Source organism: Mesorhizobium sp. LNHC209A00 (genome assembly GCF_000502915.1).
Taxonomy (GTDB): Bacteria; Pseudomonadota; Alphaproteobacteria; order Rhizobiales; family Rhizobiaceae; genus Mesorhizobium.
In genome coordinates this window covers 101,803-114,596 of the sequence record NZ_AYWT01000009.1, presented here as the reverse complement: position 1 = coordinate 114,596, position 12,794 = coordinate 101,803, and the positions used below count along the sequence as shown (strand labels likewise).

The window sequence follows — 12,794 nt, the reverse complement described above, 5'->3', positions numbered from 1 at the left end:
GCTCGTAAGCGAAATCCAGTCCTTGGGTGCCCAGTTGGCCCAGGTGAAGCCACCGCTCTTGTCTACCATTTCCTGCACCCAGCTCGGGGCGGGGTGATGCGCCAGTCCTTCGACCAGGTCCACGGCTCGATCGTGATTAACAGCGAGCGCCCGCGCTGCTGGGCATAGGCAGAGGCAGCGTCGATAGGTGGGCGCAGAGTTGCGCGCTATCTCTTGCCGTTCGACCGCCATGGGCTCGGGGCCATGGAATATCCATGGCGTTCCGATCTCCTCATGAAGGTCGGCCCGGGCGGAGCCAGCCGTCATCGTCGCCGGGCGTCGGCCGTGGACGCGCGACATAGGCCGATGATCCGTTGGCCTCGTGATAGACGCGGGCCAGCATTTCCGCCAGTACGCCCGACGTCACCATCTGCACTCCAGCTATCAGCAGAAAGAAGCCAGTGAACAGCATCGGCCGTGTTCCGATGTCTTGCGCGAAAAACAGCTTCAGGCAAAGCAGATAGGCAAGTATGAGCGAACCCAGCGCGCCGAGCGCGATGCCGATGCCGCCGAAGAAATGTCCGGGCCGTGTGCGATAGCGCATGAAGAAATACATGAACACCAGATCGAGCACGACCCTGAAGGTGCGCGAAATGCCGTATTTGGACTGGCCGTGGATGCGGGCATGATGCGTCACAACCTCCTGCGCGATGCGTCTGGGGGTGGTCACGGTAGCCAGCCATGCCGGGATGAAGCGGTGCATCTCGCCATAGAGTTTGACGCTGCGGATGACGCTGCCGCGATAGACCTTGAGGCTGCAGCCATAGTCCTTGAGGCGCACGCCGGTGACGCGCGCAATCAGCGCATTGGCGATACGTGAAGGGAGTCTGCGCATCAAAAGCCCCTCCTGGCGGTCCTTGCGCCAGCCGACCACCAAATCGAGATCCTCGCTCAGCAGGCGGTAGACCATGCGCGGGATGTCGAAGGGATCATTTTGCAGGTCGCCGTCGATGGTGGCGATGACATCGCCGCGCGCCGCGTCGATGCCGGCCTGCATCGCGGCGGTCTGCCTGTAATTGCGCACGAGTTCGACCGCATGCACATGCGGGTCGTAATGCGCAGCCAGGCGCCTGATCTCGCTCACCGTCGCGTCTGTGCTGCCGTCATCGACCAGCACGACCTCCCACGGCTGCTCGTAGCGTTCCATCGCTTGGTGTATCCGTGTCAGCAGCGGCTCAACGTTTTCGGCCTCGTTGTACATGGGCACGACGATGGACAGCGTATGGTCCGGCATCACCGCGCCGTCCGGCAGCCCCGAAGCAGGGATGGGCAATATGTTCATTGGGATGGCTTCCTTGCAGGTCCGACGGCCGGGGTCCCTGGCAGCGTCGATTTCGAGGGAAACAGCCAGGCTATAGCGCCGGTAGCGATAGCCGAGCAGAAGATGAACAGGTGCAGCGCCAGTGCCGCCTGCAGACCACTCTTCATCGCGATTCCGGACGTGAGCAGCGCTGCCGCCGCTCCCGCTTCATAAGTGCCGAAGCCGGCGACGCCTTGCACCGGCAATATCGCGGCGCCTTCGGCCCCGACGACGCCTGGAAAGGCCGTCGTGAAGGATGTTCCCAGTATCAGGGCCAGCAGCCATCCCTGCACGGCGAGCTTTAGCGACCAGTTGGCGATCGTCCACCACCAGCCGTAACGCGAGCGCCCGGTCGCCTCGGTGAAGGTGTCGCGAAGCAGGCCTAGCTTCGACACGATCCTGCCGCGCCCGGCCCAGTCATGCGGCGCGCGCGCCCAGCGCGGCAGGTACCAAGCGCCAGCGATCAAGGCGGCGATTCCAGCGATCCTTATCGCCGCATGCAGGCCCGGCCACACCGCCAGGGCCAGCACGCCGACGACGAAAGCGTCCTGCAGCCTGAACCACAGCAGCGAGGCGCTGGCGCGCATGATCGGCACGCCGAAGACCTGGCGCAGGAGCAAGGGAAAGGCCGTCTCGCCGCCCCGGAAGGGTACGACGTTGATCATCGCATTGTGGATCAGAATGACGCGCAGGCAGGCTCCGAAACGGCCATTCACCTCGTCGCGGAATTCATCGCAGACGCGCAGCGCCCGCAAGACATAGGTAACGAACAGAGCGAGCGTGACAGTCACGAACGAACCAGGCGTGATGCTGCTGAAGGCATCGCCGACCATCTTCCAGCGGGAGTCGCTGACGAGCCAGGCCAGCAGCGCCAGTGTCACGACTATGGAGATCACTCTTTTCAACCAATTCTCCGTTGGCTTTCACCGCCGCGTTCCGCGGCAGCGTCCGCGTGGTGCGCGAGTATTCACGGCTTCATGCGGCCCGCTGCCTTGCCGTCGGGCGAATGCGGCCGTCGACCGTTGGCGCCACCTGTCCAGGACCCTCCGGCCTGAGACGGTCGCGGGTCTCTCGGTGGGTGATCCTATAGATCAGCAAATCATCCGAATCCACAAGCTTGACCCCATCATGGTGCACGACGAGCAGCCGCCAGAGTGGCCGGGGTAAAATGGCTGGTGCCAGGGGACGGCTCGCGACTGCCGGCGGCCCTGGCAGGACAATGACAAAACGGTCGCTCGTTCGGGACCGTAAGCGGCTTACTGCCGGCCCATTTCCTTCTTGAATGTGTCGAAATCGACCTGCATGCCGTTGAAGATAGTGCTCCAGTGGCGAGTCAGCGCCGCCATCGCCACGGCTTCCTGGATCTCCTCGTTGGTAGCGCCGGCGCGCTTGGCGTCCTGTGTGTCCGACCAGATGCAGTAGGTGCAAGGAATCTGCGCCGCCACGGCCAAGGAGATCAACGATTTGACCTTGGGCGGCAGCGCCGTCTTGTCGCTGAGCTCGATGGCCTTGACCTCGGCCCAGGCACCGGGCAGACCGGTTTTGGGAAACTGTTTTACAAAGCTTGGTACGCCGCCCATGGTCGACTGTATGTCCTTGAGGGTTGCATCATAGTCGTCGGCATGGGCAGGCGGGGAGCCAAGCGACAGGACACAGGCCGCGGCGGCGGACAGGAACACATGCTGGGACGAAGACTGCACGGATTTGACGATGCGATGGTACGACATGGTTTTCTCCTCTGGTCTTTGTTAGCCTTACGATGTAAGGTGACGGCGAAAATGAACCTTACACTGTAAGTTGTCAAGCGGCGCTATGGATCAATCACTCACGAAACAGAGAGCGCGCGGGCGTCTGTCGCGCGAAATGATCGAGGACGCGGCCTTCGAGGTGATCGAGAGGGAGGGCCTTTCCGGCTTTTCGATGCGCAAGCTCGCCGCCGCGCTCGGCTGCGAGGCCATGAGCATCTACCATCACTTCCCCTCGGTGGCGCATCTGCACGAGGCGCTGATCGACCGGCTGATCGGCGCCCTTGAAGTGCCCGACGCCAGCCTTCCCTGGCGGCAAAGAATGCGTGTTGCCGCCGACGATTTCCGCCGCATCGGCCGCGAGCATCCCGCCTATTCCACTTTCATTGTTACCTACCGGATGAATTCCCCGACTTGCCTTGCCTGGTTGAACGGCATTATCGGCTTATTCAAGGATGGCGGCTTCGATGCGGAACGCGGTGCGCGGCTCTTCCGCGCCGTGGGTTATTATCTGATGGGCGCGGTGCTGGACGAGAACGCGGGCTATTCCAGAGGCCCGTCCGCGGTGAACACGGTCAGCGACGATCAACTTGCCAGGGACTATCCAAACGTCGTGGAGGCCGGGCGTTTTTTTGGCGCCGCCGAATTCGACAAGACCTTCGAACTCGGTCTCGACATGCTGCTGGACGAAATGGAACGCCTACGCGACGGTGCCGATATAAGCAGACCGTCCGGCAAGGTTTGATTGCAAGGTGACCGCCTGAATGCGCTTTCTCTTCGTCCTGATCCTGTTGGCCGGCACCGGCATCGGTCTCATGTATCCCTGGGCAATGGCAAATTTTTCCGGCCGGGAAATCGGCACCTGGCGGGTCTACGAGCAGGGCCGATTCAAGCCGCTGACCGTATCGCTTAGGGGTCGCGATGCGCCGGTGCGGGTGCTGGTGGACCTGACCGCGAGGGCCGAACGCATCGTTTCGCAGCAGCGCACGGTGTTGACGCTGACCGCGGCCACCAATGGCCACACGGTGCTTGCGTCGACGCTGCAGTTCAACCACGTGGACAATCCGCGTCAGGCCAGCCCGCAACTGCCCGACAAGATCTTCCGCGACGAGGCTGGCCTGATCGCCACCGTCAGCCCTGGCGCTTACGTCTTCACGGTCGGCCCAGGCGATGCGGAGGACATACCGATGCGAGCGGTCGACCTTGTCTTGCGCTCCGGTGCCGGGGAAATCGACGGCCGCGCGCGGCCGATAGGCTTCTCGCTGATGGCGGTCGGCCTGATCGGTTTCTTGCTGTCCTTGCGTTCTGCTGGCGGGCGACCGGAAAATCCGAATTCGCAGCCGCCGCCGCCACGTTGGGGCAGGGGCCCCACGTGAACTACCGCCACGCCTACCACGCCGGCAATTTTGCCGATGTCGTCAAGCATGTCGTGCTGACGCGCCTGCTCGACTACCTGAAGCAGAAGGACAAGGCGTTTCGCGTCATCGACACGCATGCCGGAATTGGCCGCTACGATCTGTCGTCACTCGAAGCGCACAAGACCGGCGAGTGGCAGGGTGGCATAGGCAGGCTGGTCGATGCCTCTTTCGACGCGAAGGCGGCGGCGTTGCTGGCGCCTTATCTGGCGGCGGTGCGCTCGCTCAATCCCGAGGGCGGCGTGAGGAAATATCCGGGCTCGCCGCTGCTCGCGCGCAATCTCCTGCGCAAGCAGGACCGGTTGTCGGCGATCGAACTGCACCCGAAAGACGTCGCCAGGCTGAAGACGGAGTTCGCCGGTGATTTCCAGACAAAGGTGATGGAACTGGACGGCTGGCTTGCGCTCGGAGCGCACCTGCCGCCGAAAGAAAAGCGCGGTCTGGTGCTCATCGATCCGCCCTTCGAGGAAGAGGGTGAGTTCGGCCGCCTTGTCGACGGGCTGGTGAAGGCGCACAGGCGCTGGCCCAGCGGCATCTACGCGCTGTGGTATCCAATCAAGGACCGCAAGGCGGTGATCGCCTTCAGGAAAGCGCTGAAGCAATCCGGCATCTCGAAAATCCTCGACATAGAATTCGAGATCAGGCCGGCTTCTTCCGATCCCAGCCTCGATGGAACCGGCATGGTGGTGGTCAATCCGCCCTTCACGCTGGAAGGCGAACTGCAAACCATACTGCCGGCACTGCACAAATTGCTCGCCGTGGGCAAGCCGGCCCATTGGTCGCTGGAATGGTTGGCCGGCGAGCAGATCCCGCCGGGATAGTCAGTTTCCATCGCCGCGTTCCATCCGACCGCACGATCAGTCCGCAGGGGAACTTAGCAGTTACCTGCGGGTTGCTGCTTACAGCAACTGCCCGGCGCCGGTTTCTGGAAACCATTGTTTCGGCAACCGCTTGACCGCCGCCGAGCGAATCCGCACAGTGCACGCAATTGACATCGAGAGGCTGCCATGACTCGCTTCGCCAAATCCGCACTTGCTGCCCTGATTTCGCTCTGCACGCCCCTTGCCGCGCCTCTCGGTATCACCCGGGTGGTCCAGGCGGCCGACCTCGGCGTCTATACTGAGGACGATGGCAGCGTCTGTGGCGAGACATGGGTGCTGAGCAAGATCACGCATCGGTTCTCCTACCAGGTGCATCACGTGCCTCATCTGCCTGACGTCGCCATCACCGATTTTCGCGACATTCGCCAGCACCGCTATCAGCAGGCGAGCGAGGAATGGCCGATCGGCCGTCACTATTGCCGGGCAACCGTCAGCCTGTCGGATGGCCGGGACCGGTCGATCTTCTATCTGATCGAGGAAGGCCAGGGCTTTGCCTCGATCGGCGACAATGTCGAGTTCTGCGTCTCTGGCTTCGATCGCTGGATGGTCTATAACGGCCTTTGCCGCGTCCTGCGCTGAGGGTTCTCTCAACCTGATCCAGCTAAACCGGAATGGACATCCGTCCCAGTTTCGTGATGGTGCGTTCGATCCAGTCGATCACCGTCGCGTTGCGTGCGAGGTGGCGAAGGTCGGGATGTATCGTCAACCAGATTTCACGTTCGGGCAATCGACCGCCGTCGCGATCGGCGTTCGTGCGGCGGGCAATGTCGGCGCCTATACCGCCTGGGTCCTGGGCTATGGCGCATTGCTGCCGGCGATCTTCATCGCCTTTCGCTGCAACCTTGTTGTCGATGCTCGGGCACCGGAAACCTGGAAGGCGATGGGCGGCGGCCTGTTTGCGCTTCTGGCGTATGGCGTCGTGGTGGCCGCCTTCGCGCTCGGGCCTGCCGGTCCGATCGCCGCGATCCGCGCACGGGCGGCTCACCGTATCGTGAGGCGGTGAGCCAAGGCTCGTCGCTTGTTATTTTCTACGACGCGTTGCCTCTGCCTGATCGATGATCTTGCGAAGATAGGCAATGTGACCGCGAAAGGCCCGCCGCCCGGCCGTCGTGGCCTTGATCCGTGTCTGCGGTCGACGTCCGACGAAAAGCTTTTCAATGTCGACATAGCCAGCCCTGGCCAGCGTATCGAGATGTGCTCCGAGATTGCCGTCGGTGACTTCGATCATGGCTTTCAACTGGATGAACTCCAGGGCCTCGCGCCTTTCCAGCGTGTTCAGGACGGCCATGATCCTGAGCCGTGTACTCTGGTGGATAATGTCGTCGGCGCTCATCAATAGGCTCCAATGCGGCAAAGCCTTCGGTTGTGGCAATATGGCTTGGCGACTTTGCGGTGTCACTTGCTTCTGTATGGCCGAAATCGAAGGCGATCATATCTCGTTGACAGAATATTCTGTACCACAGAGTATTCTGTCACTCGGAAAGCCGATGCTCGGAACATGCTTGACAAGGTGATCTTCAGGTCGAGCGTCGCATCGCGCTCGTGATCCGCGCGAACCGCGCACCTGCAAAAGATGATCACCTCGATGACGCGGCGGGTCATGATGTTCACCCCCAAAGATCATGTGTGAAGCGGCTCGCTAATCTTCGGATCTTGATGGCGAGATCGCATCGGGAACGCCGGCATCGATTTGCTGGCGACGTCGGAAGATCAGCAGCGGATTTTGCGATGATGAGTGTGATTGTGTATAGATCGCAACCAAAATTTAAGTTGAGAAAATCATACCATTGCTTCGCTGGCTAGCGAGACGCGAGTCAGATATGCATTGCGCGCCGGGGTCATTCACGGCCATCGGCATAACGTGAAGGGGCATGACATGGCTAAGCAGTCATCTAAAGCGCCGGCATCCAAGGCACCGGCAAAGAAAGCACCCGCAAAGGCGGTCGCGGCGAAGGCCGCAGCTGCAGTGAAGAAAGCAGCGCCTGCCAAGGCGGCGGCAAAGCCGGCAGCGAAGGCAGCACCGGCTAAGAAGCCGGCGGCAGCCAAGGCTGTCGCGAAGCCGGCAGTGAAGAAGGCAGCGCCAGCGAAAGCCGCGGCGAAGCCGGCGCCGGCCAAGAAGCCTGCAGCCAAGGCGGCGGCCAAACCCGCAGCCAAACCCGCTGCCAAGAAGGCGGCTCCCGCGAAAACTGCGGCGAGGCCGGCAGCAAAAGCGGCACCGGCCAAGAAGCCGGCGGCCAAGCCAGCTGCGAAAGCAGCCGCCGCCGCGACCAAGCCGGCGGTGAAGAAAGCCGCGGCGCCGAAGGCAAAGGCAGCGCCTGCGAAGGCGAAGGCTCCGACCAAGAAGTAGACGGATCGTTGGGGCGTCGCGTGTCCTTCGGGATCCGGCAAGGACGCTCTGACGCTCAGTATGTTCGGCAACGGGTTCAGCCCTCTGGGCTGAGCGTCGGGAAGGGGCCGAGGGGCAAGCAAAGCGAGGCGCCGGTTGGCTGCCTCGCTCGCCCAACTCTTTCGCTCCTCGCGGCGGTTGGCGAAGGTATCGGCGTGACGCTTAGCGCCTGCGAAGCATGGGTGCCAGGGAAGTGTGGGCGCACGTTCGAATCGGCGGCTTGTTATCGTGGCCTGCTGATACTTTCCACAGTACCGGTATCGAGCTTGTCGTGATGCCACGGCGGAAACCGCAGCCGGTTTCTGGCCGCTGTTTTTTTGCAGTCTGGCAATTGATCGCGACAGTCCTGCGGTCAACACTGTATGCTTGCAAACAGGAAACGCATCATGCCGAAGCTGCTCTACGCGTCCAGCTCTCCCTACAGCTCCAAGGTAAGGATGGCCGCGGCCTATGCCGGGATCACCCTCGATGAGGTGCCGGTCAAGACCGAGGACAGGCCGGCCGAACTGATCGGCGCCAATCCGCTCGGCAAGATCCCGGTGCTGGTGCTCGACGATGGCCGTTCGGTTCACGACAGCCGCGCCATCACCCAGCACCTCAACCGGCTTTCGAAGAACGCGTTGTTTCCGCGCAATCCCGACAAGCGTCTGGAAGCGGAAGTGCTGGAGGCGCTGGCCGACGGTATCTGCGATTGCGCGCTGTCGATGGTCTACGAACGCCGCACCCGGCCTGAAGAGATGGTCTATCAGCCCTGGCTCGATCGCCAGTGGGCGAAGATCACGGCAGCACTCGATCTGCTCAATGCCAATCCGCCAAAGCTGCCGAAGAAGATCACGGCCGGTCAGTTGGCATTGCGTGCCTGCCTCGGCTATCTCTCGCTGCGCTTTGGCGGTCGGTGGGAGAAGGGGCGCGGCCGGTTAACCCGCTGGGCGGCGCGTTTCGACGAAAAATTCCCGGAGCTGAAGTCCGCGGTTCCGGCCTGAGCGACCGGCATAAAAAAGCCGGGCGCGAGGCCCGGCTTTTCGTGTCGTGGCTTGAACGACTTAGAACTTCATACCGAGGCCGAAGGTGACGCGGTTGTCCGTCGCCTTGACCTTGCCGATACCGTCGAAGCTCTTGCTGCCGAAGTCGGTATAGCGATACTCGACGCGGCCGAAGACATTGTCGGTCAGCTTGATGTCGGTGCCGACGCCAGCGGTCCAGCCGAGCATGGTGGCGGTGTCGCTGGCAGGAATGACCGAGTCTTCCACCTTCAGGCTTCTGCCGGCGAGACCACCGGTGCCGTAGAGCAGGATTTCCGGGGTCACGGCGTAGCCGAGACGGGCACGCAGCGAGCCTTCGAAGCCACCCTTGGAGTGGATGCCGTTATCGTCACCCTTGACGCCGTTGTAGCCGAGTTCGGCTTCACCGCCGTACACGAAGTTCTCCTGCTGCCACTGATAGCCGCCGAAGACACTGCCGACAAAACCCTTGGTATCGGTCGAAACGCCGAAATCCTTTTCCTTGGTCTTGCCGCCGAAGCCGTAGCCAAGGTTGATACCGGCATAGGGACCGGCCCACGAGGCGACCGGAAGTTCGACAACCGGAGCGGGTGCCGGCGGCTCTTCCGAAACGACGTCCGCGGCATAAGCGGTACCACCGAGGGCGAAGAGCCCGAGCGCAACAGCCAGCGGCCGTGCGAATTTGAGATTGGCTTGCATTGTTCTTTACTCCTTAAGCCACAGGACACAGGCTTGTTTCTCACGATCGCCATCGACCCGTCCGGGGGGTGAAACGGATCTGGCGTTCGTCGGTTCCAAATGTCGTGTCAAAATGCGGCTGAACCGAACCTGAACTTGGGTCATTCCCCGGCGCGAATGAGGCAGAACCTTGACGTTGCATCTTCGCAACAGCGAAATGTCAGCAGCAAGTTCGTGCTGCGCTGCACGCGGCTTGGTGCAAGGACTCCAGCGACCTATATTGCGGTCCTGCGGTTCCGAGTCCAAGACGACCCGGCACCTCGAACTGGGCACTTCGCCACAATGTTGCCCCAGGTGCGAACGCCGTTTAACGCGTGGCGGGCCATATTTCGTCGGCGTCGCGTTTTCGGCCGAAATTGAGGATTGACACATATGAGCAAAGCCACTGCCGTGGCGCTGGTGACCGGTGGGGCGAAACGGATCGGCAAGGCGATTGTCGAGGACCTCGCCAGCCATGGCTTTGCGGTCGCCGTCCATTCCAATCGCTCGCACGATGCGGCGGATGCGCTGGCCGCGGGGATCAACCGGTCGGGCGGCCGCGCCGCCGTGGTTGCGGCCGACCTGACCGACATGGATGCCGTCGGCGACCTCGTCGGCCAGGCGGAGGCCGCTCTGGGCCCAATCTCGCTGTTGGTCAACAATGCTTCGCTCTTCGTCGATGATTCCGTCGAGGATTTCGACTGGCGCGCCTGGGACCGCCATTTTGCCATTCACCTGAAAAGCCCGGCGCTGTTGGCCCAGAACTTCGCCCGCTCCTTGCCGGAAGGGCAGGAGGGGCTGATCGTCAACATCATCGACCAGCGCGTCTGGCGGCCGACGCCGCGCTATTTCTCCTATGCGCTATCGAAATCGGCATTGTGGACGCAGACGCAGATGTTGGCCCAGGCGCTCGGGCCGCGCATCCGCGTCAATGCGATTGGGCCAGGCCCGACGCTGAAGAACGTGCGCCAGGACGATTCGGATTTTGACGCGCAGGTCGCTGGCCTCATTCTGAGGCGCGGCCCGGAATTGCCGGAATTCGGCGCCACCATCCGCTATCTCTGGCAGGCGCGCTCGGTCACCGGTCAGATGATCGCGCTCGACGGCGGCCAGCATCTTGCATGGCAGACGCCCGATGTGACAGGCATGGCGGAATGAGTCCTTTGGATCACAAGAACAAGGCGCGCGGCCGCGCCGATGATCTTCCACCCGAAATCGACCTTGAGGACGAGGCGCTGGAGGAGATCGTCGAACCGGTTGGCCCGGATGTCGCCTTCACGGCCATCGACTGGACGCCGCATGCAGGCGACGCCGAAGGCATGGTCGGCGCCGAGGTGATCCAGACGCTGGTCAAGCGGCTGCCCAATGCGCCCGGCGTCTACCGGATGATGAACGCCGCCGGCGACGTGCTCTACGTCGGCAAGGCGCGCAGCCTGAAGAAGCGTGTCACCAACTACGCACAAGGCAGATTCCACACCAACCGCATCGGCCGCATGGTTCGCGAGACGTCGACGATGGAGTTCGTCGTCACCCGCACCGAGATCGAGGCGCTGCTGCTCGAAGCCAATCTCATCAAGCGTTTGCGGCCGCGATTCAATGTGCTGATGCGGGACGACAAGTCGTTCCCGTATATCCTTTTGACCGGCGACCATGTCTCGCCCGGCATTTACAAGCATCGCGGCGCGCGGTCGCGCAAGGGCGACTATTTCGGCCCCTTTGCCTCGGCCGGTGCCGTCGGCCGCACAATCAATTCCCTGCAGCGCGCCTTCCTCCTCAGAAGCTGCACCAATTCTTTCTACGAGAACCGCACGCGGCCATGCCTGCTCTACCAGATCAAGCGCTGCGCGGGTCCGTGCACCGGCGAAATTTCGCATGAGGGTTATGCCGAGTTGGTCGCCGAAGCGAAGGACTTTTTGTCCGGCCGCAGCCAGAAGGTGAAGACCGAGATTTCGGCTGCCATGCAGCAGGCTTCGCAAGACCTCGATTTCGAGCGCGCCGCCATCTATCGCGACCGTCTGGCGGCCCTGTCGCACGTCCAGAGCCATCAGGGCATCAACCCGGCGACCGTCGACGAGGCCGATGTGTTCGCCATCCACCAGGAAGGCGGCCAGGTCTGCATCCAGGTGTTTTTCTTCCGCACTGGCCAGAACTGGGGCAACCGCGCCTATTTCCCGAAGGCCGATCCGGCGCTGGAGGGATCGGAAGTGCTGGGCTCGTTCCTGGCGCAGTTCTATGACGACAAGCCGACACCACGTGCCATTCTCTTGTCGCGGCCCGTCGATGACCAGGACCTGCTGGCCGAGGCGCTCTCGACCCGCGCCGGCCGCAAGGTGGGGATTTCCGTACCACAGCGCGGCGAGAAGAAGGACCTGACCGACAACGCCCTGCAGAATGCGCGTGAGGCCCTCGGCCGTCGGCTGGCCGAAACCTCGACGCAAGCGCGGTTGCTTGCCGGTTTCGCCGAGACCTTCGGCCTCGCCAAGCCGCCGGTGCGCATCGAGGTTTACGACAATTCGCACATCATGGGCACCAACGCCGTCGGCGCCATGGTCGTCGCCGGGCCGGAAGGCTTTGTGAAAAACCAGTACAGAAAATTCAACATCCGCTCGACCGAGATCACGCCGGGCGACGATTTCGGCATGATGCGCGAAGTGATGGAGCGGCGTTTTTCGCGGCTGCTCAAGGAGCATGGCGATGTCGCCATGGCTGAGGATGCGGCAGCGGGCGAGCCGAGGGCGGCCGAGGCGGGCGATGATATCGAGGACGACATTTCCGGCAGCTTCCCGGCATGGCCGGACGTCATCCTGATCGATGGCGGTCAGGGCCAGATGACGGCGGTGCGCAAGATCCTGTCGGATCTCGGCATCGAGGACCGGGTCGTGGCCATCGGCATCGCCAAGGGCCAGGACCGCGACGCCGGCCGCGAGCGTTTCTTCGTCAGGGGCAGGGACTCGTTTTCATTGCCGGTGCGCGACCCCGTGCTCTATTTCGTCCAGCGGTTGCGCGACGAAGTCCACCGCTTCGCCATCGGCTCGCACCGGGCCCGCCGCAAGAAGGAGATGGTCAAGAGCCCGCTCGATGAAATCGCCGGCATCGGTCCCGGCCGCAAGCGCGCCCTGCTGCTGGCCTTCGGAACCGCCAAGGCGGTCAGCCGCGCCGCCATCGAGGATCTGAGGAAAGTCGACGGCATTTCCGAGCAGGTTGCCAAATTGGTCTACAATCATTTCCACGATAGTTGAAAAAATTCGTCACTTTCAGCTGGCCAGTCGAATCTGGCCTGTTGACCCCCTACAACAGCTTCTGATTTGAG

The 12,794-nt window shown here is 62.4% G+C and carries 13 protein-coding genes and 1 pseudogene; 9 read left to right on the top strand and 5 right to left on the bottom strand.

Annotated features, from left to right (window positions below; genetic code table 11):
• Nucleotides 1–271: 271 nt before the first annotated feature.
• The 3 genes from X739_RS144930 to X739_RS144940 form a co-directional block, all read right to left on the bottom strand.
• Nucleotides 272–1,321, bottom strand: coding sequence for a glycosyltransferase family 2 protein (locus tag X739_RS144930; RefSeq protein WP_023795289.1), 1,050 nt, complete (start codon nucleotides 1,319–1,321; stop codon nucleotides 272–274).
• On the bottom strand, nucleotides 1,318–2,235 hold the full coding sequence (locus tag X739_RS144935; RefSeq protein WP_245273910.1) for a lysylphosphatidylglycerol synthase domain-containing protein: 918 nt from the start codon (nucleotides 2,233–2,235) through the stop codon (nucleotides 1,318–1,320). Before X739_RS144935 ends, X739_RS144930 begins: the two co-directional genes overlap by 4 nt.
• Before the next feature lie 360 nt (nucleotides 2,236–2,595).
• Nucleotides 2,596–3,066, bottom strand: a complete 471-nt coding sequence (locus tag X739_RS144940) for a carboxymuconolactone decarboxylase family protein (RefSeq protein ID WP_023782901.1) — start codon at nucleotides 3,064–3,066, stop codon at nucleotides 2,596–2,598.
• Nucleotides 3,067–3,151: 85 nt separating this feature from the next.
• Between X739_RS144940 and X739_RS144945 the strand changes: the two genes are divergently transcribed.
• The 5 genes and pseudogenes from X739_RS144945 to X739_RS144965 all read left to right on the top strand — a co-directional run.
• Nucleotides 3,152–3,829 (top strand): TetR/AcrR family transcriptional regulator C-terminal domain-containing protein, encoded by a 678-nt coding sequence (locus X739_RS144945; protein WP_023795287.1) that lies wholly within the window; start codon nucleotides 3,152–3,154, stop codon nucleotides 3,827–3,829.
• Nucleotides 3,830–3,848: 19 nt separating this feature from the next.
• Entirely contained in the window at nucleotides 3,849–4,460 is a 612-nt protein-coding gene (locus X739_RS144950) for a hypothetical protein (protein WP_023773411.1), read from the top strand.
• Entirely contained in the window at nucleotides 4,457–5,320 is an 864-nt protein-coding gene (locus X739_RS144955; protein WP_023795286.1) for a 23S rRNA (adenine(2030)-N(6))-methyltransferase RlmJ, read from the top strand. Before X739_RS144950 ends, X739_RS144955 begins: the two co-directional genes overlap by 4 nt.
• 186 nt (nucleotides 5,321–5,506) lie before the next feature.
• On the top strand, nucleotides 5,507–5,959 hold the full coding sequence (locus X739_RS144960) for a hypothetical protein (protein ID WP_023773413.1): 453 nt from the start codon (nucleotides 5,507–5,509) through the stop codon (nucleotides 5,957–5,959).
• A 148-nt stretch (nucleotides 5,960–6,107) separates the two neighbouring features.
• Nucleotides 6,108–6,350, top strand: a pseudogene (locus X739_RS144965) (EamA family transporter); the annotation flags it as partial.
• A gap of 51 nt (nucleotides 6,351–6,401) precedes the next feature.
• On the opposite strand, the gene X739_RS144970 reads toward X739_RS144965, so the two are convergent.
• On the bottom strand, nucleotides 6,402–6,713 hold the full coding sequence (locus X739_RS144970; protein ID WP_023773416.1) for a transcriptional regulator: 312 nt from the start codon (nucleotides 6,711–6,713) through the stop codon (nucleotides 6,402–6,404).
• A 543-nt stretch (nucleotides 6,714–7,256) separates the two neighbouring features.
• Between X739_RS144970 and X739_RS1000000168310 the strand changes: the two genes are divergently transcribed.
• Nucleotides 7,257–7,727 carry a hypothetical protein gene (locus X739_RS1000000168310; RefSeq protein WP_032924340.1) on the top strand — a complete coding sequence of 157 codons (471 nt, stop codon included), beginning with the start codon at nucleotides 7,257–7,259 and terminating at the stop codon, nucleotides 7,725–7,727.
• Nucleotides 7,728–8,152: 425 nt separating this feature from the next.
• Complete coding sequence (locus X739_RS144975) at nucleotides 8,153–8,749, top strand: glutathione S-transferase family protein (RefSeq protein WP_023773419.1); 597 nt, start codon at nucleotides 8,153–8,155, stop codon at nucleotides 8,747–8,749.
• 60 nt (nucleotides 8,750–8,809) lie between these two features.
• On the opposite strand, the gene X739_RS144980 is transcribed toward X739_RS144975, so the two are convergent.
• Nucleotides 8,810–9,466 (bottom strand): outer membrane protein, encoded by a 657-nt coding sequence (locus tag X739_RS144980; RefSeq protein WP_023782907.1) that lies wholly within the window; start codon nucleotides 9,464–9,466, stop codon nucleotides 8,810–8,812.
• Between the two features lie 411 nt (nucleotides 9,467–9,877).
• Here X739_RS144980 and X739_RS144985 point away from each other — a divergent pair, with 411 nt between their 5' ends.
• Complete coding sequence (locus X739_RS144985) at nucleotides 9,878–10,642, top strand: SDR family oxidoreductase (RefSeq protein WP_023773421.1); 765 nt, start codon at nucleotides 9,878–9,880, stop codon at nucleotides 10,640–10,642.
• Nucleotides 10,639–12,723, top strand: coding sequence for an excinuclease ABC subunit UvrC (gene uvrC, locus X739_RS144990; protein WP_023795283.1), 2,085 nt, complete (start codon nucleotides 10,639–10,641; stop codon nucleotides 12,721–12,723). The genes X739_RS144985 and uvrC overlap by 4 nt, the downstream gene beginning before the upstream one ends.
• Nucleotides 12,724–12,794: the final 71 nt, after the last annotated feature.